This is a genomic window from Spirochaetota bacterium, from assembly GCA_017999915.1.
Lineage (GTDB): Bacteria > Spirochaetota > UBA4802 > UBA4802 > UBA5550 > RBG-16-49-21.
Map to the genome: position 1 here is coordinate 161746 of JAGNKX010000003.1, position 23570 is coordinate 185315.

A 23570-nucleotide genomic window follows, 5' to 3' on the forward strand; every position below is an offset into this window, starting at 1 on the left:
AAAAATCACACATAATAGAAACAAGTCAAATAATCGCGATGTTACAACCCCGGAGGACGTATATGAAAAGGATTGTGGGCGTATTGGTTTCCGTTGCTATTCTGTCTTTTGCCCTGCCGGCGCTCTCGCAGGAAAAGGCGGACAAGGCGAAGCCCGAAAAAGATAAACAGCAGGCAGCGGAAATCGATAAGAAAACCGAAACCGAGGAAAAGGACCCGAGCAAGCTCTATGTCGACCTGTCGGCACTCGTGTATATGGAATGGGCCTATTTTAGCGGTTTTAAATATACCGGCGGCTCGAGCTGGAGCAAGGTGGCACGCTGGGGATTTCTCGATGACACGTATATTCTCACGAAAAATATCCAGGACATCGTTCCGGTGGAGCGGTATAACTACAAGAAAGACGAAAACACGTTCCGGTTAAACCGCTGCTATCTCACCGTCAAGAAGCGTCTCGGCGAGATATTCAGCCTGAAGATAACCGCGGATATCGATCCCTATAGCTCCGACCTGATCTATCTCAAGTACGGCTTCGTACAGCTTTACAAGGATTTTGCCACGCCGGTGGGGTCCGTAACCCTCAAGGCGCAGCTGGGCAAGATAGCCACTCCCGTGGTCGGCATAACCGACAATCTGAACGACCTGCGCTGGATAGGCCCCAATTACCTCAACAATTCGAAGCTGGTGCTGAACGGCAGAAGCTTCGACGACTCGGCCGACCTCGGCGGCCTGGTGTCGCTGAACCTCTTCAAGATGGTCACCCTTGAGTATTCCATCACAAACGGCGAAGGCGTCAAATCCGACAACAACGAGCAATACGGCGGCAAGGCCCATACCGTGCTGGTATCTGTCAACCCGGTCGATTACATCAAAGAGCTCCATGTGAATTTTTACGGCAGGTGGGAAGACACGAACAAGAACAAGACCACCGGCACCGGGGCCGCTTCGGTGATCTACCGGGGAATCGAGCGGAGGGGCTATTACGGCGTAGGCGCCGCCTGGTCCAGCGACCTCATAAAGGTGGGTTGCAATTTTTTCATGCCGGAGATGCAGAATTCCAGGACCATCTGGGTCGCGGCGCCCTATAGCGGTTACTCGCAGCGTCACAAGCTGAAATATTACCTGGTGGACGGATGGTTCAACGTCAATCTCGGCGCCATAACTCCCGCCGGCGTCCTGTTCCTGGGACGAGTCGCCTGGGGAAAAGAGCTGCCGAGCTTTGCCGGCAACATGAGGCAGACCCATGAGACCCTGGTGCTCGGCGGCGGCATCGGGTACCAGTTCAGCCAGTATTTCAGGATGGTCCTCTACTATGAGACCGTTCGGTACCATATGAAGGCGTACCTGTCCGATTTCACCAAGAAGGATCCGACACCTAACAATAATGTGTATGTCAAGGCGGAAGTGAAATTCTGACATGGTATCCCTCCCCCTTGATGGGTGAGGTCGGGTGGGGGTGATAGGTATAATAAATATAAATACCCCCTCCCACCAGGGGAGGGGGAGAATGATTTTGGAATAACTCTCGTTGAAGGCGGCCATGAATTATAGAAATCATAAAATAGAAGAGATAATTAAATCGAAAATACGCACCATTCCCGACTTCCCCAAGCCGGGAATCATGTTTCGTGACATCACCACGCTCCTCCATGACAGGGAAGGGTACCGGATGTGCATCGACGCCTTTATCAGGCGCTACGCGCGGATGGATATCGATTGCATAGCGGGTATCGAGGCGCGGGGCTTTCTCATCGGCGGCGCCATAGCCTACGAGCTGCGGAAGGGCCTGGTGCCCATCAGGAAAAAAGGAAAGCTTCCCTCGAAGAAGGTCTCATACGAATACGAGCTCGAATACGGCACGGATACCCTCGAGGTCCATATCGACGCGGTAAAAAAGGGAGACAAGGTGCTCATCATCGACGATCTCCTGGCCACGGGCGGGACGTCGCTGGCCTGCGCCAAGCTGGTGGAGAAGCTCGGCGGCGAGGTGGTGGAGCTCGCCTTCATCGTCGACCTGCCCGACGTCGGCGGCCGCGCGAAGATCGAGGAATCGGGCTACAATATCTACACCCTGGTGGAGTTCGAGGGGGATTGACGGCTCCACTCATAAAGGGCAATGGAGACCGATACCGGCGCGTTCAGCGACTCAACGGAGCTGTTCAGCGGTATCGAAACGGATTTGCCCCTGAAAGTATCGGGCAGGCCCGGGCCTTCAATGCCCGGCAGAAGCAGAAAACGCTCCGGGAAGGTGAACGAGTGCAGCGGATCGCCCTCCGCGTCCAGGGCCACCACGGACGAAACCCTCTCCTTTAACAGCGACGGCAGCTCGCGGATCGACGGTCCCCTTTCCATGACGGCGTTAAAGACACTCCCCGCAGAGGCCCTGATCGATTTAGGGTGATAGGGATTGGCCGCCTCCTTCAGCAGCACGATCTTTCCCACGTTGAACCCCACGGCGGAGCGTATGACCGATCCCACGTTCGCCGGATCCTGGAAGGGGACCAGGAGGGTGCACCCCGGACCGATATCCATATCCCATTCCTTCATCTCGGGGGTGCGCACGACAAGGATCGGCCCGCCGGTATTGAAGATGTCGATCTCGTTGAATAGGGATTTTTTCAGCACATAGAGGGACCCCGCGGCTTCATGCTTGTCTATAAGGGCGTTGATCCCATCGTCATCCTCGCCGTAGCCGTCATGGAGTATCAGCTCATCGATGGTTATGCCGTCCCGCCCCATCAGCTCGGCGATTATCTTTTTTCCCGATACCAGGGCCGTGCCCGATTTCCTGATGGCGCTTCCGTCGCCCAGCCTCTTCAGCTCTTTGAAGGTTTTGTTCTCCGGCGAGGTGATTGCGGTACCGGCAGTGGCTTTCAGGTCCTTGAGGATGGTAAAGGTTTTCTTCGTCACGGCGGTTTCCTTCCGATATGTGATGATGCGGCGCTCGTAATTGGTGCCGGGCAGACGGTAATGACGGTCCGTTTCCAGGGAATAGGACCGAAGGTTTTCGGGCGACACGCCGCCGAGGTCCCGGTCAGCCTCCGGTCCCTTCATGAAGATGACCTTTCCGCCCCTGGGCAGGAAGTGGTTCACCCGCGACAGGGTCTCGTCGATCGATTCCAGGGCGCGCGTTATCACCCCTTCCACCGTGAAAAAGGATTTGTCCGTCACCATGTGGGGATACACCTTCACGTCGCCGAGGCGGAGGGTGCGCGCGGCGGTCTCGAGAAAGGAGGCGCGCTTCTTCCTCGGCTCCGAGAGGATGACGCTGAGACGCGGAAGGTATATCTTCAGGGGAATCCCGGGGAAGCCGGCGCCGGTGCCGATGTCTATGATGGGCGAGGGGAGCTCGATGAATTCGGTGAAGTAGATCGAATCCACAAAATGCTTGATCACGATGTCCTCGAAATTGGTGATGCGCGTCAGGTCGAGCTCATCGTTGTTCTCGACCAGGAGATCATAGTAAGAGCCGAACTGGTCGAGCTGCCGCGGCGTCAGGTCGATGCCGCAGTTGCGGAAGATCTCGTTTATGAGGTTAGTGCTTTTATTGTCTGCCATGGAATTGTCACAGGGTTCCCACAGGGGAAGGATCCGGCAGATCGGTATCAATGTTTTTTTCGAACAATAGCACGGGCACGGCCTCGCTGTCATTGTGATTCTTTATCATGATCTCAAAGGGCCTGAACCCCAGCCTGGTATAAAGCAGCACGGCCGGCGTGTTTTCGCTCCAGCAGGGTATGACGATCCTCGTGACATTGTGCCGTAAAACGGCGATGTCGACCATCTCCTGTATGAGGCGCCGCCCCGCTCCTTTGTCGCGATGATTTTTGTCGATCATGACGTTGCCGATGTAGCACTGGACGTTCCTCTTGATGTTGAACAGATCGGCGAATCCGACGGGCGTGCCGTCCTCCATGAGGATCGTGGCGTCCGAACGGGATTCCACGAATTTCCTGAGGACCGCCACGGTCAGGGGATAGGCGACATCGGGAAAGGCGTAATGTGTCTCGCGCTCCCCGGCGATGAATCCGCACACCGTAGCAAGGTCGTTCTCATTGACAGGTCGTATTGTGTACATGGCTCTGACCCCCCGCCGGTCCGCGCTTCCCATCCAGCCCCGTTACGCAAGCCGGGCGCGCAAATAATCGACTATTGAATCGGCTCTGACCCCCTCCTGGGCGCCGCTCTTCAGGTCCTTGACAGTGCAGGTGCCGGCCGCAAGCTCGTCTTCGCCGATGACCAGGGCGAAGGACGCGCCCTCCCGGTCCGCCTTCTTGAACTGGGCCTTGAATCCCTTGGAGCCGGGATCCATGTCAGCGGAGATGCCGCCGGCGCGCAGTGCTCCGCAGAGGGAGACGGCCCGCTCCTGGGTAGCGCCGCCGGTGTGAACCAGGAATACGTCCACGCCGCCGCCTGATATCAAGCTCCCTTCAAGGAGCAGCTCCATCCGCTCTATGCCCGCGGCGAAGCCCACGGCCGGAGTCGGCTTCCCGCCGAATTCCTCCACCAGGTTGTCATACCTGCCGCCAGCGGCGAAAGCGTTCTGGCCGCCCAGTCGCGAGGTGACGAACTCGAAGGTGGTCCTGGTATAGTAATCGAGGCCTCGGACGAGGAGGTGGTCCTCCGTAAAGGCGATGCCGCCGCCGGCGAGGTATTGCTTTACCGCGCCGTGGTGCGTTTTGCACTCGTCGCAGAGGAAGTTCGTTGTCTTCGGCGCGTCCTTCTTCAGGGGCTGGCACGAGTCCTGCTTGCAGTCCAGGAGGCGCAGGGGATTCCGGTCAAGGCGAGAGGCGCAGTCCTTGCAGAGGAGGTCCTTCATGCCGCTGTAATAGGCGGTGAGCTCTTTCACAAAATTGGGCCTGCAGGCCGGGCATCCGATGGAGTTGATGAGGAGCGTGTAATCGCCGACCCCGGCCTTCTTCGCGATGGCGTCCATCATGGCCATGGCCTCAAAGTCATGGTAGGGGTCAGAGCTACCGAAGAGCTCCGCGCCGAACTGGTTGAACTGGCGCAGGCGGCCCTTCTGGGGCCGCTCGGCCCTGAACATGGGCCCGATGTAGAAGAACTTGCATGTGGCCAGGCGGTTGTACTCGCCGTTCTCGACGTAGGCTCGCACCACCGACGCGGTTCCTTCCGGACGGAGTGTGAGGCTGCGGCCGCCGCGGTCCTCGAAGGTGAACATCTCCTTGGACACGATGTCGGTCTCGTTGCCGAGGCCGCGCACGAAGACATCGGTGAACTCCATCACGGGGATGATGATTTCCTTGAAATTGAACAGCCTGAAGGCTTCCCGGGCAGCGCTGACAACGTGGTTTCGCCGGTCGATCCTATCGGGGAATATATCTTCAATGCCTGGAGGTCGTGATAACATTGTATAATCCTTAATTTTTATGCTTCTTAATACACTCCCGTAACGGGAGGTTGGAAGGGGTGACCCATAATGATGTCACCGTCGGTTATTATGTAACTAATGTGTCGCAGAGCGCGGTTTTTGTCAAGAGTACAATGGTAATTCGAAGAGATTTTTCATGTTGGGACAGCGATTATTATTCATGCGGCTAAGTTTAAAGATGATTAACATTACCGTCTTCTTCGAAGAATCGCATGGTCTCCCATTTCGGGATCAAATCTAATAGTATAGATGGCATTGGGCCTCGCCATTTCCACGCTGTTATTTTCCGCATCGATTATATCCTTAACAGTGAACCGCCCGTCTCTGATCGAGTCGTTAATAGGAAAGATTGCCTCAACGGTTTCTCCGCGGTAAATGGGATTGAAGGTTTTGAACATGGGGACCCCGCGGGGGTCAGAGCTGGCCCTGTATCCGAGGAACATGGCCTTATTAATGTAATTGATGCTTGAAAATCCCTTTCCATTGAATTCATTAAAGAGATTGTCAGTGTAGGGCCGGTGGCTCACCAGGTCAAGCTCCTCACGGTAAAAGGGGAGGCGCTTCTCGAACTCGGCTGTGCCAGCTGTGCGCACCGCGTCACGGTAGATCCTGGTCGTGTTGGCTGCATAATACACGGATTTCATCCTTCCCTCGATTTTGAAGGCTCTGACCCCGGCATCTATATACTGGCCGATTCGTTCGATAAGGCAGAGGTCTTTCGATGAGAGTATCTCCGTGCCGGCCCGACCCTCGATTATATCAAGGGGTTCTCCGGGCCTGCTTTCCTCCACGAGGGAATATCGCCACCGGCAGGCCTGGGCGCAATCACCCTGATTGGCGTCGCGGCCTGTGATGTACCGGCTCAGAAGACAGCGGCCTGAATAGGCGATGCAGAGGGCGCCATGGACGAAAACCTCGAGTTCCGCGTCGGTGTTTTCCTGAATCATGCGTATATCATCAATCGTAGCTTCCCGTGCAAGGACGATCCTGCTGATGCCGGCATTGTGCCAGAATCGGACTGCCAGGTGATTAAGGGTGGACATCTGGGTGGAGAGATGTACCGAACAGGTCATGCCGGCTTCCCTGATAAGGGTCATCATGGCCGGATCGGATATCATGACCGCATCGAAGGGAATGGCTCTGACCCCGTTAATATACCGTTTTGCGGCGGAAATGTCCTTTTCGTGTAAGAAAGAATTCAGGAGGAATATGGCCTTGGCGTCATGGTCGTGGCAATAGCATACTCCTTCGTTGATGTCATCGATGGAGAAATTGTCCGCCTGGGCCCGCAGGTTATGCTCTGACCCCCCGAAATACACGGAATCGGCCCCATATAGAACGGCAAATTTCAACTTTTCCAGGTTTCCTGCAGGGGCCACAATTTCTGGTAGTATGCATGAATTCTTCATAATATGGTATTAGCCAAAAATTTTATCATGGGAGCAAGTAAAAAATTTGAAATGAATCGCCTGTAATAATTTTCCATCAAAGAATTTTTATCTGTAATTTTTTTGAGGTGATGTGCGTGAGAGGGTCAGAGCATGGTGGTATGATCCCGGGTTGAAGTAGGGGGTCGGAGCATACATCATGGGGGTCAGGCAATCCTAAAAAACGCTTCCTTAAAGAGAAGGCTCTGGCCCTATCTTTCCTGCCTCTCTTATCATTGGCTCTGACCCCCTGATTTCGCCTCATTTTGCCACAATTTTTTTCAAATCATCCGTTCTCAATCGTATACCCTTTAAATACGATCTATGGAGAACACAATGCCACGACCAACTCGAAAAATCGCACAGGGATCAACCCATCACGCTTATTCCATGTGTCACGGAAAGAGAAATTTACTTCAAGGCAAATACGGAAAGAAATATTTTATTGAGGCAATCACCTTGTGCCAGGAAAAATATGAATTCGAGCTCATCGCCGCTGAAATTGTCGCCAATCATATTCACCTCCTTATTAAAACCTGCGAGGACAAGGAAACAATATCCCGCATCATGCAATACATCAAGGCGAGAATTGCCGAGAAATACAATAAAGCCATGGGGAAAACCGGGGCATTCTGGAATGGGCGATTCGGCTCAACCATCATTGAGGAGGCCGATAACCCGGAACAATATCTCCTATGGCTTCTCTGGTATATCGGATATAATCCTGTCAGGAAAAAATTATCCCGGGACCCGCGGAAGAATGATATCGGATTTATCAACTGCTATCTTGATGAGAACTTCCAGGCGCCGCTTAAAATTACTCTGCATTATTTTTTCCTTAAACTGGGGGACTCATTTGAGGAGCGTGTTAAAAAGTTTCTCTTTTACGAGGAGGCCTATCGGAAGAGGCTGGCAATATATTTTTGGAATGCAGGCCAGGGGGTCAGAGCCTGATAGGAATTTATAGTGGAAAAAATGGCTATGGAAGGAAATGTAAGAACATTAAGAACATTAAGAACAATAATTAACATCTGTGAAAAAACCAGAAATCATCCTACTATTAATAACAAAAATAACTGGACACCGTAAAATATCCGGCATAGCATATACCATGTTACATCTATATAAATCTTGGAGGATTTGTATGAGAAAAATAGTGGGTATAGCGGTTATTGTTATCGCCCTGGTCGCAGTCATGGGGCCGGCGCCGGCAGGAGCGGTGCAGGTAAAGGTCGGTCTTTCTGGTATGTATGATATATGGGACCCTCCTTTCAAGGAGCTTCATTCAGGAAAATCAACCAGCCTCTTTTATGGCGGGATGAAGGATGATGATGACGGATCCCTCATGTTGGGACCGGCTTTGGGTCTCAAATGGGGAGGCTGGAGGATGGACCTCCAGGCGCTTTTCGGTGTTACGAAAAATGAATTCTCCTATACAAACTTGAAGTGGGATTTGACGCTATGGAATTTAGCTCCATTCGGTGTGCCCATGTTGAACTATACGGTGGGCGATTCATCGGCCCGCCGCTACGATGTTGACGTTAAATTTGGCAAGAGCATTGTACAATACCTCTATATTAATTTCGGGGCCCGTTTCAATTACGCCAAGGGGAACGGTGATCAATTTCTGCTGCATCTGCCGCTGCAGATAAATTTCGGCGATTATGACTACAAGTATTTCCAGGTGGGGCCCCTTGTCGGAATAGGCTTTGAATACGAGATAAAGGGATTCTCCATCTATTTCGATGTGAATGCTATCGTCAACTTCGGGAATCACAAATTTGAGCGCAAGTACCTGTTTCCCTTCCCCTGGTCATATGTTATGCCCTTCAAGTATGATACAGACGTGATCGGCTTCGGCTTCGATACCGACGTCGGTATAGCCTATTTCATAGCACCGGCACACATCTCCATCGGAGCCGGATTCCGCTGGGTCGGCGTAGCCTGCACTCCCGGTGAGGACGACAGCTCAATGCTCGATTTTGCATACAAGAACAGCTGGGTGAAAGGCAAGTGGGACCATTTCTACGGATTCACCTTCAATGTGAGCGCGAGATTTTAAGTAGAGGTTTCATATGAAATGATTCATAACGCGGCGGGGTTTTTCCGCCGCGTTATTTGTTTAATATCGTAAACATGGGGGGAATCCATGAACGGCGGCATGGTCATTGCTGAAATACTAAAGGAGGAAGGGGTCCGTCATGTTTTTACACTCTGCGGAGGGCACATTTCACCTATCCTCGTGGGATGCAAGAATGAAGGCATAAAGGTTATTGATTGTCGTCATGAGGTTACAGCTGTCTTTGCGGCCGATGCGTCCGCCCGCATCACAGGAATTCCCGGCGTTGCCATTGTGACGGCCGGGCCGGGCGTCACAAACACTATTACAGCGCTGGTCAACGCCCTCCATGCGCAGACACCCATGGTGCTCCTTGGAGGGGCGGCAGCAACAGTGTTAAAAGGAAGAGGATCCCTCCAGGATATTGACCAACTGGGTCTCCTCAAAGCCGCTGTGAAGCGCACCCTGACAATCAGAAAAAATTGCGATATTATTCCTGTAGTGCAGAGCGCTTTCAGGATCGCACGGTCCGGCGTTCAGGGGCCGGTCTTTGTCGAGTGCCCCATAGATTTGCTCTATGATGAAAAGACTGTAAGGGAGATGTACGGGACTAAAAGCGGCGGCCCGGCCGCCGCCGGCCTGCGGACCAGGATCCTTAACTTCTATTTGCGCCGTCACGTTGACAGAATGTTTGCCTGTGATCTGGAATCCGTGAAACTGGAATCGATACCAACTGCTGAAAAGAACTTCAGCCGGCACAGCGTAGGCCGTGTAGCGGCGATGGTTGCCCGGGCCGAAAGGCCTCTCATGATTGTGGGAAGCCAGGCTCTGACCCTGCCGCGCGAGGCTGCATCATTGGCCGGTGCCGTGAGACGCCTCGGAGTGCCGGTCTATCTCACCGGAACTGCCCGGGGGCTCCTCGGCGCCAATGATCCTATCCAGTTCAGGCACCGGCGCAAGGATGCTCTTCGTGACGCGGACCTGGTTATCCTGGCCGGCGTTCCCTGCGATTTTCGCCTCAATTACGGCCGTGACATCAGCGGGCACGCAAAGCTCGTATCGATCAACCGGAGCCGCAGGGACATGGTTTTAAACAGAAGGCCCGATGTAGGGATACACACCGATCCTTCCCTGTTTCTCCGGGCCCTCGGGGAGGCATTCCCACGGGGTTCCACAGACAGAGCCTCCTGGCTGGCTGCTCTCCACGGACGCGAGCTTGAGCGCGAAGCTGAGATAGACTCCTTGTCCGGGGAATCCGGCGATCTGGTCAACCCCGTGCTTCTGCTAAAGAAAATCGCCGCGCGCATGGGAGAAAAATCGATAATCGTGGCGGATGGCGGCGATTTCGTTGGCACAGCGTCCTATATCCTCCGCCCGCCGGCTCCTCTGTCATGGCTCGATCCGGGCGTCTTCGGCACACTGGGGGTTGGGGGAGGATTTGCCATCGGCGCGTCCCTTTGCCGTCCTGAACGGGAGATATGGATCATTTATGGTGACGGTGCGGCAGGGTACAGTATCCAGGAATTTGACACCTTTGCGCGCCATGGGATTCCGGTAATAGCCATTATCGGCAACGACGCCTGTTGGAGCCAGATATACCGAGACCAGGTTGAAATCCTGGGCGACCCCGTGGGGACAGAGCTTAACTATTCGGATTACCAGAGGGTCGCCGAGGCCTACGGTGGAGCCGGGTTTGTCATAAGCAGCGCCGGAGAGATCGACGCTGTGCTTGATGCGGCCCTGGATGCCCTGAAAAAAGGGAAACCTGTGATAGTCAATGCGAAGATCAGTAAAACCGATTTCCGGAAAGGTTCGATTTCAATGTGATGCTCTGACCCCAACGGAAGGCTCTGCCCCCCCCCCATTAGGGTGGCAAGTGGACACGAATGGAATCCATAAAAGATGCCCGGTCAATAATTTCGAAATCCCATTACCTTGCTGCCCTCACCGGGGCCGGGATTTCAGCGGGGAGCGGCATCCCAGCGTTCAGGGGCAGGGGCGGCCTGTGGCAGGTGTACGATCCGGCCCTTGCGCGCATCGACGTGTTCAGGGACAATCCGCACCTTGTGTGGGATATGACCCGGGAGCTCATAGCATTAATTGAGGGGTCAGAGCCCAATCCAGCTCATCGCGCACTGGCGGAAATGGAGCGTGGCGGTGTCCTCAAGGGTCTTGTCACCCAGAACATCGACAACCTTCACCAACGCGCGGGCAGCAGGAGCATTATCGAGCTCCATGGCACTATCGGGAATCTCCGCTGTCTCACCTGTAATACTGTTTTTAATAGCGCGGATTTTAAAATCATGGATGAAGATCCGCTCTGTCCCCATTGTTCAGCCGTGTTAAAGCCGGGCATGGTTTTCTTCGGCGAAGCTTTGCCCTTCGGCGCCCTCATGGAAGCCCGGCTCCTTGCCGGCACGGCTGACGCGATGCTGATCATAGGAACATCGGCCGTCGTAAACCCTGCTGCCGAGCTGCCGGTCGTGGCCAAGGGGAACCGTGCGAAGATCATCGAGATCAACATAGAGCCTACGGGGCTTACCAATTCAATCACAGATGTATTTATCCGCGGCAGGGCCGAAGAGGTGCTGCCGGATCTTCTCGGCACCATGCCGCCCCATGGGTAAACATGAGTGGAAAAAAGGGGTCAGAGCCTGGTCCGGGGAAAAATCCTCAAAAAAGGGGGTCAGAGCCCGGCTTGAGAGAGCCCGGTTTGATGACAAAGCTTTGTCCTGGAATCATGGCCTCACCTGAGCACAGAAGATGTGCGGCTTTTATTTCTTGACATGCTTTGAACCGAAGATATTATACAGGACAAGGTCGGACAATCCCGGCCGTCGTACGCCGCCGAAATTCATCGATCCAGCCCGGAGGTTTTCCGTGAAACACCTCAATATGTGTAATATATTTATTATCCTTTCGGTGGTTCTATCGGTTTCCCATGGTGCCGCCCAGGAGGGAATGGAGGGGGGTCAGAGCATCAAATACAAGGTGATGAAAGGCTTTGCCGAAGCGAATTCGGTGAAGTACCCGGTCATTATAGGCATAAGGGAGGTTGATTCGACCCGGTTCGGCGGAATTACCTTTGCTCTGATCCAGAAGAACCATAAGCAGGCCCTGCTCGTGGCAGAAAAGATCAAGAGATTCTATCTGGGGAAAAAGATCGGCACCGTTGCCCTGCCGTCGTTTAAAAAGGTCACCAAGCCAGAAACCATGGCATGGAATTCCATAAAGTGCGGCAGCGGCGATGAAGGGGCCCACGCTGTCGTGAAGGTCGATGATAAAACCGTCACCGTGTACCTGCTCCCTTCCTGTGATGAAGGGGTGCTGGCCATGATACTGTAAAAGTTAAATTTAGAAAGGAGGAACTAAAGGTCATGAAAAAATCGCTCGCTCTGCTTCTCTTTCCGGTACTGCTTCTGTCATGCGCATCCATCACAAGCCTCCTGGGTAAAAAGCCGGAGGTAAGCCTTAAAAAGTTCGACATTGATTCCATCAGCCTGAAGGACGTGACCTTTCTCTTTGAGATTGCCCTGGATAATCCGTACCCGGTGGGCTTCAAGCTCCAGGATGTGGGATTCACCGTCAAGGTCGAGGGGAACCAGCTCCTGAAGACAAGGACCCCGAAGGGAGTGACCGTGAAGGCCGGCGGCAGCGAAGTGACCCCTGTCAAAGTAACGATCGCCTATGCCGATATCATCCGCCTCATAAAAGATTACACGGAACGTGAAGACCTTAACTGCGCGATCGACATCGATATCGTGATCCCTCTTCCCCAGGCGCTTCATTCGATCAAAAAGAGCATTACCTTCAATTATACTGTCCAGAAAAAGATACCGGCGCTGAAACCCTCTTTCGCCATAACCAATTTTGAGGTGAAAGCGCCCACTATCGACGAGATCAGGCGCTCCCTGGTCGATACCGGCAGAAAAAACCTGGAGCCGAACAAGCTCTTCAACATGTTCCAGGGCCTTCTGTCAGGACGAAAGACCAGCCCGGCGGAAATCCTCGACCTCACATCCCTTGACGTTCCCATCGGCGTCAGTTTCGACGTGGAGGTGAAGAACAACACGAAGGCCCGGCTCCAGTTCCGGGATCTCGCCTATGATTTCTCTATTAACGACGCGAAGATTCTTGCCGGCACCACCGGCAGGACCACCAACGAGGGGAACCGCTCCGTCATACGGATAGCCAACACGTTCAGCTCCAAGGCCCTGGGAAAGTCAATCGTGAATTTCCTGACAAACCGTACCGGCGCGTACCAGTTCAAGGGCTATTCCAGCGTCAAGCTTCCGGACGAGATAAAGATGTCGCCGCTCAAGCTGGATTTCAACGAGAAGGGGCAGTTCGCGATCAAGTAATCGGGAGTGATAGGCACGCAATTGGGCGCCATGGATATTTCCTTTGAGACGAGAAGCCTGTTCATAATACCGCCGCTGCTGTCACTGGTGATCGGCCTCATGATGGCCTTTACCGCCGTCATCAGGGGCAGGCTCTCCCGCGAGAACATACTGTTCGCAGTCCTGTGCATCTGGTGGTCCCTGCTGCTTCCGATTTTCATCAGTCACCACCTGTTCTGGGGCAGGACGGAACTGATCATGAGGATCGAACGGACCTGTCATTTCTTCTACGTGTATCTTCCCGCCCTGAACGTGCTCTATTTTTTTCGCATGACCGGGACCAGGAGCAGGGTGATGCTTCCCGCCGCATTTATCATCAGTTTTTTCCTCTCCCTGTCGACCCTGACGGACTATTACATCTATGGTCTTTACGTTTACTCGTGGGGCTATATGGCCAAGGGCGGCGTCATGCTGCAGGCGTTCGGACTCTATTCGGCGGTGGTGGTGGCCTATTTTATCGTATTTTTCTTCCGCAAGATCAGGACCGAAAAGAACCAGATCATACGTCTCAAGCTCATCTATATCCTGCTTTCCTTTATATTGACGGGGCTGCTCACTCTATCCAATCTGCCCGCCATGAACGGCATCGATTTTTACCCCCTGGGGAACCTGATGTTCCTCCCGTTGGCCTTTCTCGGGTATGGCGTCCTGAGTAACCGTCTGCTGGACATCAGGAGCGTGCTCCATGTATCCCTGATCTGGGGCGCCATGTCGTCCCTGATCCTGATTCCCAACATCGCGCTTTATTACTTCGCCTATTATTTCATGGGCAGGATTGGGGCTGTGTACCAGTTCATGATCGGGGCCGCCTGGTTCATCGGCAACTATTATTATTTCAGGAGGGTGCAGCCTCTTATAGACCAGCTGTTCAATAGGCGCAAGTACAACCTCGGCGCCATCGAATCGGCCTTCATTGACAGCATATCCACCCTGAAAACGCTGGATGAGCTGGTCGGCCAGTTTACTGACCTCATCAGGAAAACCCTGTCATTCAAAAGAGCCGACATGTTCCTCTGCCGGCTGGATGAATCGGCCTTTGCCGATTCGGGCATGAAGACGTGCAGTCTCGATCCGGCACTGGAGACGTGGTTCGTCGATGCGAACCACCTGGTTGACAGGGCACTTGTGGAGGTCAAGGCGGATTACGCTGTGCGGGACAGCCTCCTCGGCCTTTTCAGGGAACTGGACGCCATGTACCTGGTTCCCTTTGTGCAGAAGGGAAGACTCCTGACATTGCTGGCCCTGCCGGAAAAGCAGAATTTAAGACAGCTCACGGCCTACGAGGTGCGCTTCATCAACAATGTCAGGGCCGCGGCCGTCATAGCGATGGACAACTCCGTCATGTACAGCAGCCTCACCATGCTGACGGAGCGCCTTGAGCACAAGGTCGAGGAGCGCACCGCGGAGCTGAAAAAGGCCATGAACGCCCTCTGGGGCGAGATGGAGCTGGCGAAAAAGATCCAGACGATCCTGCTGCCGCGCTCGCCGGCCATACCGGGTTTCGAGATCGCGGCATACATGCGGCCTGCCGACCAGGTCGGGGGCGACTATTACGACATCATTAACGCCGAGGGGCTCGACTGGATCGTTATCGGCGATGTTTCCGGCCATGGCGTGCCCGCCGGCCTCATCATGATGATGGTGCAAACGGCTATCCACACGGCCATCGGCGGGAAGCCGAACCTGCGGCCGGACGCGCTCCTGAACCGCGTCAACAGCGTCATCACTGAGAACATCCGCAAACTGGACGAGGACCGCTACATGACCATAACCGTCATAGCCTGCCTGTCCCGGGGGCGGTTCATGTTTTCCGGCCAGCACCAGCACATCATGGTGTGTCGGGGCGCTTCGGGAGACGTCGAATTGATAGAGACGAACGGCATCTGGATCGGCATATCCGAGGATATGAAGCGTCCGGCCACCGGCGATTTCTCCATGGACGTCGGCGATACCCTGGTGCTCTACACCGACGGCGTCACCGACGCGTGGCGGCAGGGCTCTGCCAGGGACGTCCGCGACCCCGCCGAGGACATGTTCGGCCTTGATCGCTTCAGGGATATCGTCAGGAGCCTTGGCTCCAGGGGCCCCGACGAGATCAGGGATGGCGTCCTTGCCGCGCTGAAGGATTATTATTTCGATGATGACGTCACCATGGTTATCATGAAGAGGGTCGAATAAGCCGGGAAAGGCCTGGTGAGTCCTCGTTGTGGGCGGTCGATCCTTGTGCATTTCTCCATTCCACATTTTTAATAGTCTCACCTGTTGACAATTTCAATGTTTAATTGTATAATAGTAACTAGAGCATGACTCGTCTGTCGTGTAAAACTGGTTCCCGCTTAATTACATTACATTTTTCATCCTGTATCCGAGACTCCGAAGTAGAAGGGAAGGGCGCACTGCGCCGTTGAATTTTTATCTTTTGGAGGCCTTGCCATGATGAATTACCCTCTCCTGCTTACCGATTTCATGCTTCGCGCCGCGCGTTTTTATCCTAAAAAAGAGGTTGTGTCCGTGTATCCGACAGAGACGTTCCGCTACGGTTACGGTGATTGGTTCAAGAGAATATGCAAGCTGGCCCATGCCCTTGATGCCTGGGGCCTTAAAAAGGGTGAGCGGGTGGCGTCTTTTGCCCTCAATAATCATCGGCACCTTGAGCTCTATTTCGGCATCCCCGCCATGGGAGGCGTGCTCCACACGCTGAACATCCGCCTGTCCCAGGAAAACCTGGTCTACATTATCAACCACGCCGGGGACAGGATCGTTTTTCTCGACGAGGACATATTCTTCCTCCTGGAGCCGGTAGCTGACAGGCTCCCGACGGTGAAGCTGTTTGTCGTCATGTCCCAGACCGGGAAAATGCCCCAGACGAAGCTCGCTCCGGCCGTCCTTTACGACGACTTCATCAGGGACTTCCCCGACAGCTACGACTTCAGCGTCGACCGGGACGAGAACGAGCCGTGCCTCATCTGCTACACCTCAGCCACGACCGGCGACCCGAAGGGCGTCGTGTACAGCCACCGCGGCCTGGTCCTTCACACCTACTCGGTGGCGGCCACCCTGGGGGCCCTGGAAAGCGACTGCACCCTGCACATCGTGCCCATGTTCCACGCCAACGCCTGGGGCGCGCCCTTCGTGAGCGTCATGCTCGGCATGAAGCAGGTGCTGCCGGGCCGCCAGATCCTGGACATGAAGTCGCTCTGTAAAATTATCGCCGATGAGGGGGTGACCTTCTCCTGCGGCGTCCCGACCATATGGATGATGATGTACAACTACCTCGAGGGGGGCGGGGAGCACGATTTCTCGTCGGTGCGCAATTTTTACTCCGGCGGATCAGCCCTGCCGGTCCATCTCATGGATGCCTTTGAAAAGAAGTATCATGTCAACATGGCCCAGGGATACGGCGCCACGGAGACTTCGCCGCTGGTCACCCTGTCCGGCACCAAGAGCTATATGGCGGGCCTCTCCATCGATGAAAAGATAAAGTACAAGGCCACCGCCGGCATTCCGGTGCCGGGGCTCCAGGTGAAGATCGTCACCGCCGAGGGAACGGAGGCGTCCATGAACGGGGAGGATATGGGGGAGATCCTGGTGCGCGGCCCCTGGATCGCCAGCGAGTATTATAAAGACCCGGAGACCAGCGGCCGCGTCTTCAAGGACGGCTGGTTCCACACGGGCGATATCGGCACCATGAACGGGGAGGGATATATCAGCCTGGTGGACCGGGTGAAGGATATGATCAAGAGCGCCGGCGAGTGGATATCGTCCATCGACCTGGAGAACGCCATCATGGAGCATCCGAAGGTGCTGGAGGCGGCGGTGATAGGCATACCCCATGAAAAATGGCAGGAGCGCCCCTGCGCCTGCGTGGTGCCGCGGCCGGGACAGGAGCTCGCGAAAGAGGAGATCGTCGATTTCCTCGCGGGGAAGGTCGCCAAGTGGTGGCTCCCGGAGGAGGTCGTGTTTTTAAAGGAGATCCCGAAGACCAGCGTGGGCAAGTTCTCCAAGAAGGAGCTCCGGAAGATCGTGTACCCGATGCTCAATGTGAAGGATTTCGGCGCCTGAAACTACACGGCTTCCTTGGCTTTTTCCAGCAGCTCCATGGCGTTTTTGAGGATGGAGTCCGATGTGTCCGCGAGCTCGCGAATCTCCAGTACCATCTCGGCGACGATATGATTTGAATCGTCGATCGCCTTGGTGGTGTCCCCGATGGCTTTCTTCTGCTCCGTCGTGCTTGTGCCGATCTGCTTGGCAAGGTCTATGTTCTTCGTCATCTGGTCTATGATCACGTTGATATACCGCTCCTCGACCAGGATGCTTTCCTGGAGGACCTTGATCTTGCCGGAGCTCTCGCCCATCTTGCCGATGAGCTTCTTGATGGTGTCCGCCGTCGTGGTTATGACCTTGACGCCTTCCGCCGTGGTTTTCGTGCTGAAAGAGAGGACCTTTTCGATCTCCTTGATGCTCTCGCTGGTCTGTACAGCCAGCTTGCCGATCTCGTCCGCCACCACGGCGAAGCCCCGGCCGTAGTCGCCGGCCCGCGCCGCCTCGATGCTGGCGTTGAGGGAGAGGAGGTTGATCTTGTCGGCGATGTCGACGATGATCGACACCGTCTCGCCGATAACCTTGCTCTGGTCGCTGATCTTTCCGATGGTGCTCTCGACCTCGCGCAGGCTCTCGTTGGATATGCTGGTCTGCGCCACGATTTCCTCGATGTCGCTGTAGGTGTCCCTGAGCTTTTGCGTTGTCTCCTGCTTGATGCTCCGGAAATCGTTGACGATGTTTTCCATCGCCACGTTCCCTTCGACCTGGTCCCTGGCGGTGTTGTTGATGCTCTCCGATGAGCTGTACAGCTCTTCCATGGTCGCCGACATCTCCTCGAAGCCGGCGGACTGGCTCTGCATCTTGTCGTTGAACCGCGTCACCAGCTTGTTCTGCTCGTCCACCCTTTCGAAGAGACGGCCCATGCGTTCCCTGATCTCCATAGTTATCTGTCGCTGGGCCTCAGCCTGCTTCTCGATCACCGCGCGCTGGGCGTTGGTGCGGCTGTTGAATTCCTCGACCACGGGAATATTCCGGTATACCAGGTAAAAGAGGATGGCCGTTGCCAGTATGAAGTAAACCTCGCGGAGGAATATCACGCCGGACACTACAGTTTTTCCGTTTTCAGAGGCATACCAGTGAACATCCGCTCCGTTATATACCGCCCACCAGAAAAAGAAGATCCAGTTTGCCAGGGCGAAGATTGAAAAGAATATAAAAAGTTTTCGATTGTAGAGAAGATACATCATTACAACGAGAACGATCAGCATGGCCGTGCTGTTATAGGATTGGAGCGCGAAGGTCCATCCCTCGCGGAAGCCGTAATTATATTTGGCCACCAGCGGTATAAGCACGGTTAGGAATGCCGCAATCCATGGCAGGACAACCGCTTTCTTGCGTGTTTTTTTGCGGCGGTATATTATTATGGCGATTATGATGGCGACAGTATCAACGGCAATGGGCCTCATGATGTCCAGAAAGCCCATATCCGCTATGGCAAGGAACAGCGCTGCTGTTGCGGTAACCACGATGAGGCCTATAATATAAACGAAACTTCCTTTGATCTGGAGGATTTCGAAGGGTGTATAATCGATATGATCTTTTGGCGTTGATTTATTATCTGTTTTCATATATCTTTTGTACATTTTAAAATACTATAATTCTGGCAAGATGTCAAAAAATTGATTTTTGTCCAGTATAAAAATGATCAATAATCAAGCGTTCTTAATCCAATGATAAATAATTGCATTATGGAAATTATTCATATTTGGAGAGGTAAATATGTCTCGTGCAATCCAACCGGTCGGTTGTAACATTAATAAAATATTCATTGACAAGGGTCTCCGAAATTCCTATGGGCAGATAACTTTTTTTATTGAAGGACAATGAAAAAAGATATACTATAATCCGCGCCCCTGCCGGGCAGCGGGGCTGTATGTATTACCTTAAAAAACATAAAGAGGCTTAACATCATGACGAACAAAACCACTGTTCTTGGCATAGACATTGGGTCCATATCCATTTCCCTGGCTGAGGTGAGCCGGGATGGGAACATCGGGAAGACCGCCTATGCCTTCCACCGCGGAAAAATCGCCGAGACACTGAAGGAGCTCCTCTCCGGTTTTGACCTTGCCTCCGTCGGAGGACTGGCGGCGACAACATCATCGCCGGAGATCATTGACGGCGCCGTGGCGTACGATTCGCGCGTATCGGCCATCAGGGCTGCAAAGCACCTTCACGGGAAGGTCGGATCGATCCTGATCGTGGGGGGCGAAAAATTCGGCCTCGTCCTCTTCGACGGGGATGGGGAATATCTCAATTATCGCTCCAACACCTCCTGCGCCGCCGGAACCGGCAGCTTCCTGGACCAGCAGGCGGCGCGGCTCAGCCTCTCCGGCATCCATGAGTTCAGCGAGCTGGCCTTCCGCAACAGCGGCAGCGTGCCGAAAATTGCGTCGCGCTGCGCCGTTTTCGCCAAGACCGATCTCATCCACGCCCAGCAGGAAGGATATTCCCGCGAGGAGATCTGCGACGGCCTCTCCTTCGGCCTCGCCAGGAACATAGCCGACACCCTCTTCAGCAACGTGAAGCCCGGCGGGCCCATGGTCTTCTGCGGCGGTGTGTCCAAGAACCGGGCCGTGGTTAAGCATTTTTCGCGCATGCTCGACATCGATATCATAACCCACGAGCATTCGCACCTCTACGGAGCCATCGGCGCAGCGTTGAGTTATATCGATGAGAACCCGAAGGGCATCGCCGCCTGTATCCGAAAACCGGAAGACATCATCCTGGTCCATGAAAAGAAAAAGGACTATTATTACGATTCCCTCACCCTGAAGCTGTCCGAGTACCCCTCCTTTGACAGCATCAAGCGGTATGAATTCCGGCCGGTCAATAACGGATTCACCGTGCCGGTGGAAATCGACATCTACGAGCGCCTTGAATCGGGCAGGGAGTACGGCGCGTACCTGGGCGTGGACATAGGGTCCACCAGCACCAAGGCGGTGATACTGGACGAAGACAGGAGGGTCCTCGCCGGGCTCTACACCAGGACCTCCGGAAGGCCCGTGGCCGCGGTCCAGGCCCTTTTCGAGGGGATCGACGATATGACCATGCATCAGGGCGTATCCATACGGTATCTCGGGGCGGGAACGACCGGCTCCGGCCGGAAGTTCATAGGCGGCATCATCGGCGCCGACATAGCCCTGGACGAGATAACGGCCCACGCCCGGGCGGCCTGCGAGCTGGACCCCGCCGTTGACACGGTCATCGAGATCGGGGGGCAGGACTCGAAGTTCACCACGCTCCGCAACGGCATGGTCAACTTTTCGATCATGAACCACGTGTGCGCGGCGGGCACCGGGAGCTTCATCGAGGAGCAGGCGAAAAAGCTCGGCTGTCCCCTTTCTGACTATTCCCGGCGGGCCGAAGGGGCCCGCGCGCCCATGTCCAGCGACCGGTGCACGGTATTCATGGAGCGGGACCTGAACTACTACCTCTCCGAAGGGTTCTCCGTGAACGAGGTGCTGGCCTCGGTGCTCCATTCGGTGCGGGACAACTACCTGACCAAGGTGGCCATCGAGAAAAATATCGGCGATCGCGTGTTCTTCCAGGGCGCCACGGCGAAGAACCGGGCCCTGGTGGCCGCCTTCGAGCAGCGCCTGGGAAGGCCCATCATGGTCTCGAAATATTGCCACCTCACCGGCGCCATGGGCGTGGCGCTGCATCTCCATGACCAGGGCAAGCGGAGCACCGCCTTTCGCGGCATCGGCCTGTACCGGAACGATATACCGGTCCGCACCGAGGTGTGCGAGCTCTGCGCGAACCACTGCAAGATCACCGTCGCCGAGGTGATGGGGGAGACCGCGGCCTTCGGGTTCCTCTGCGGCCGCGACTACAAGACCGATTCCTACGTGAGGCATCCCAACGCCTTTGACCTGATCAAGGAGCGGAACAGGGTCCTGAACGCCTCCCTGCGGGAACCCGGCCGCGAAGAGGCCGGCGAAGGGCCTGCAGTAACGGTGGGCATACCCGCCGCGCTTCATCTCTTCGACGAGATGCCGCTCTGGAGAAAGTTCTTCGATCTCCTGGACGTCGGGACCGTCACGAGCGAGCAGTACCGCCAGGGCATCGCCGAGGGGAAGAACCTTACCGGCGCCGAGTTCTGCGCTCCCATGGCCGCCCTTCACGGCCACGTGAATTACCTGGCGGACCGCGCCGATTATATCTTTCTCCCCCATTACATGGAAAACAGGCAGAGCAGCCGGGCCGTCAAGCGGAACTACTGCTATTATACCCAGTACTCGCCGTCCCTGGTGCTGTCGGCCATCGACATCAGGAACAAGGATAAGATCCTCACGCCCCTGATCCGGTCCAACCTGGGGACGTTTTACCTGAAGGTCCAGCTCTTCCGGATGATGAAGACGATAAAGGGAAACGGCATCGGATTCATGCAGGTGTCCAATGCCTATGACCAGGCCAGCGAGCATTTCATCCGGTCACGGGAGGAGCTCCGGCGTCTCTACGAGGAGGAATCGGCCGGCTCCGACGATATCCATGTTGTCTTCGTCGGGCGCCCCTATACCATCCTTTCCCGGAGCATGAACAACGGCATCCCGGAGATCTTTTCCCGCCACGGGATAAAGACCTTCTTCCAGGACATGCTCCCCGAGGAGGAAAACGACGACGCCGACATGGACCATCTCCTCGAGATGATCCACTGGAAATACGCGTCCGTGGTGCTGAACTCGGCCAAGGCCATATCGTCCGCTCGGGGGGTGTACCCGGTCTTCGTAACATCCTTCAAATGCACGCCCGATTCCTACGTGATGGAATACTTCAAGAAGATCATGGACGGCAGCGGAAAGCCTTACCTGATACTGCAGCTGGACGAGCACGATTCCAGCGTCGGCTACGAGACGAGGATCGAGGCGGCCATCCGTGCTTTCCGCAACCACCACCAATCGTCGCGCAACGTTCCCGCGACCCTCAATGTCATTCGCGCTGACGGTCTCTCGAAGGGAAAGGACATCTTCGCGGGGAAGACCCTTCTCCTGCCTAACTGGGACTGGATTACCTGCGGATTCATCGAAGAGATATTGAGAAAGGACGGCATTGATGCGCGCGTGGTCTCTGAAAGCCCCGACTCGATCCACCGGAGCATGAGATTCAACACCGGCCAGTGCATTCCCCTCAACATCATCGTACAGAACGGCATCGACTATATCGAGCGGCACGGCCTCGACCCCGCCAGGTCCGTCATCTGGAGCATGAACTCGAAGATCGCCTGCAACATCGGCATGTTTCCCCATTACACGAAGTATCTCCTCGAGTCTTTCGGAAAAGGGTACGAGGACATAGCGGTCTACATGGGGGACATCACCTTCGTCGATATAGCCGTGCCGACCGCGGTGCAGTGCTATCTCGGCTTCATGTTCGGCGGGATGCTCAGGAAGATGTCCTGCCACGTGCGGCCCTACGAGAACGTACCGGGCGCGACCGACCGGGCGCTGATGCAATCGGTGAAGATCCTCAGGGAAGCCTTTGCCGGCGGCCGCTCCAAGGAGGATGCCCTGACCGAGGTGATGGGCCTCTTCAAGGCCATCGATGTCACCAGGACAGAGCGGCCCAAGGTTGCCATCTTCGGCGACCTCTATGTCCGCGACAACGATATCATGAACCAGGGCCTTATCAGGACCATCGAGGCCAACGGCGGCGAGGTCATCACCACCCCCTACAGCGAGCTGATCGCCATCGTCGCGGACCGCTATATCAAGAAATGGTTCCTCCAGGGGCTCTTCGGCGACGCCGCCCTGGCCAAGGTGCTCACCAAGGTGGTCACGGTGCTCAACAAGAGGTATTATAGGTATTTCAACCAGGTGCTGCCGGGCGGCGATTTCAGGCTCCTCGACGACGCCGAAGAGGTGCTCACGAAATTCGGCCTGAGCATCTACCACACGGGCGAATCGATGGAGAATATCATGAAGATATTCCACATCATCGAGCAGCATCCGGACCTGTCGCTCTTCGTGCAGACAAACCCGGCCTACTGCTGTCCCTCGATGGTGACCGAGGCCATGGCCGACCGCATCGAGCAGCTCACCGGCATCCCCATCGTCACCATCGAGTATGACGGCACCACCGCATCGCGGAATGAGGACGTGATACCGTATCTGAAATATCCCCGGAAAGCGCGGCGCAGGGATTTTTCCAAGGCTATGTGATGGGGCGGAAGCGGCGGCCAATCCCGGAGCG

Annotated in this window: 16 protein-coding genes; 11 read left to right on the plus strand and 5 right to left on the minus strand. The window is 55.1% G+C overall.

Annotated features, from left to right (window positions below):
* Nucleotides 1-62 precede the first annotated feature (62 nt).
* On the plus strand, nt 63-1415 hold the full coding sequence (locus tag KA369_06405; GenBank protein ID MBP7735589.1) for a hypothetical protein: 1353 nt from the start codon (nt 63-65) through the stop codon (nt 1413-1415).
* A gap of 124 nt (nt 1416-1539) precedes the next feature.
* Nucleotides 1540-2094, plus strand: a complete 555-nt coding sequence (locus KA369_06410; GenBank protein ID MBP7735590.1) for an adenine phosphoribosyltransferase — start codon at nt 1540-1542, stop codon at nt 2092-2094.
* On the opposite strand, the gene rsmG is transcribed toward KA369_06410, so the two are convergent.
* The 4 genes from rsmG to KA369_06430 form a co-directional block, all read right to left on the minus strand.
* A complete protein-coding gene (gene rsmG / locus KA369_06415) occupies nt 2064-3557 on the minus strand; it encodes a 16S rRNA (guanine(527)-N(7))-methyltransferase RsmG (protein ID MBP7735591.1) in 1494 nt (497 codons plus the stop codon). The two genes, KA369_06410 and rsmG, sit on opposite strands and share 31 nt — an antisense overlap.
* A gap of 7 nt (nt 3558-3564) precedes the next feature.
* Nucleotides 3565-4077: a GNAT family N-acetyltransferase gene (locus KA369_06420; protein MBP7735592.1), complete on the minus strand. Its 513-nt coding sequence runs from the start codon at nt 4075-4077 to the stop codon at nt 3565-3567.
* 42 nt (nt 4078-4119) lie between these two features.
* Nucleotides 4120-5370, minus strand: coding sequence for a histidine--tRNA ligase (locus tag KA369_06425; protein MBP7735593.1), 1251 nt, complete (start codon nt 5368-5370; stop codon nt 4120-4122).
* A gap of 209 nt (nt 5371-5579) precedes the next feature.
* Nucleotides 5580-6743, minus strand: coding sequence for a U32 family peptidase (locus KA369_06430; GenBank protein MBP7735594.1), 1164 nt, complete (start codon nt 6741-6743; stop codon nt 5580-5582).
* Between the two features lie 411 nt (nt 6744-7154).
* Here KA369_06430 and KA369_06435 point away from each other — a divergent pair, with 411 nt between their 5' ends.
* The 8 genes from KA369_06435 to KA369_06470 all read left to right on the plus strand — a co-directional run bounded on the left by KA369_06435 (nt 7155) and on the right by KA369_06470 (nt 17339).
* Nucleotides 7155-7772: a transposase gene (locus KA369_06435; GenBank protein MBP7735595.1), complete on the plus strand. Its 618-nt coding sequence runs from the start codon at nt 7155-7157 to the stop codon at nt 7770-7772.
* A 190-nt stretch (nt 7773-7962) separates the two neighbouring features.
* A complete protein-coding gene (locus KA369_06440; protein MBP7735596.1) occupies nt 7963-8880 on the plus strand; it encodes a hypothetical protein in 918 nt (305 codons plus the stop codon).
* 87 nt (nt 8881-8967) lie between these two features.
* Nucleotides 8968-10704, plus strand: a complete 1737-nt coding sequence (locus KA369_06445) for a thiamine pyrophosphate-binding protein (protein ID MBP7735597.1) — start codon at nt 8968-8970, stop codon at nt 10702-10704.
* 59 nt (nt 10705-10763) lie between these two features.
* On the plus strand, nt 10764-11504 hold the full coding sequence (locus KA369_06450) for an NAD-dependent deacylase (GenBank protein MBP7735598.1): 741 nt from the start codon (nt 10764-10766) through the stop codon (nt 11502-11504).
* 253 nt (nt 11505-11757) lie between these two features.
* Nucleotides 11758-12222 carry a hypothetical protein gene (locus KA369_06455; protein MBP7735599.1) on the plus strand — a complete coding sequence of 155 codons (465 nt, stop codon included), beginning with the start codon at nt 11758-11760 and terminating at the stop codon, nt 12220-12222.
* Nucleotides 12223-12254: 32 nt separating this feature from the next.
* Nucleotides 12255-13238, plus strand: a complete 984-nt coding sequence (locus KA369_06460) for an LEA type 2 family protein (GenBank protein MBP7735600.1) — start codon at nt 12255-12257, stop codon at nt 13236-13238.
* A 30-nt stretch (nt 13239-13268) separates the two neighbouring features.
* On the plus strand, nt 13269-15455 hold the full coding sequence (locus KA369_06465; protein MBP7735601.1) for a SpoIIE family protein phosphatase: 2187 nt from the start codon (nt 13269-13271) through the stop codon (nt 15453-15455).
* 255 nt (nt 15456-15710) lie between these two features.
* Nucleotides 15711-17339 (plus strand): long-chain fatty acid--CoA ligase, encoded by a 1629-nt coding sequence (locus KA369_06470; protein MBP7735602.1) that lies wholly within the window; start codon nt 15711-15713, stop codon nt 17337-17339.
* A gap of 2 nt (nt 17340-17341) precedes the next feature.
* On the opposite strand, the gene KA369_06475 is transcribed toward KA369_06470, so the two are convergent.
* On the minus strand, nt 17342-18946 hold the full coding sequence (locus KA369_06475; GenBank protein MBP7735603.1) for a hypothetical protein: 1605 nt from the start codon (nt 18944-18946) through the stop codon (nt 17342-17344).
* A 342-nt stretch (nt 18947-19288) separates the two neighbouring features.
* Between KA369_06475 and KA369_06480 the strand changes: the two genes are divergently transcribed.
* Complete coding sequence (locus tag KA369_06480) at nt 19289-23539, plus strand: CoA activase (GenBank protein MBP7735604.1); 4251 nt, start codon at nt 19289-19291, stop codon at nt 23537-23539.
* Nucleotides 23540-23570: the final 31 nt, after the last annotated feature.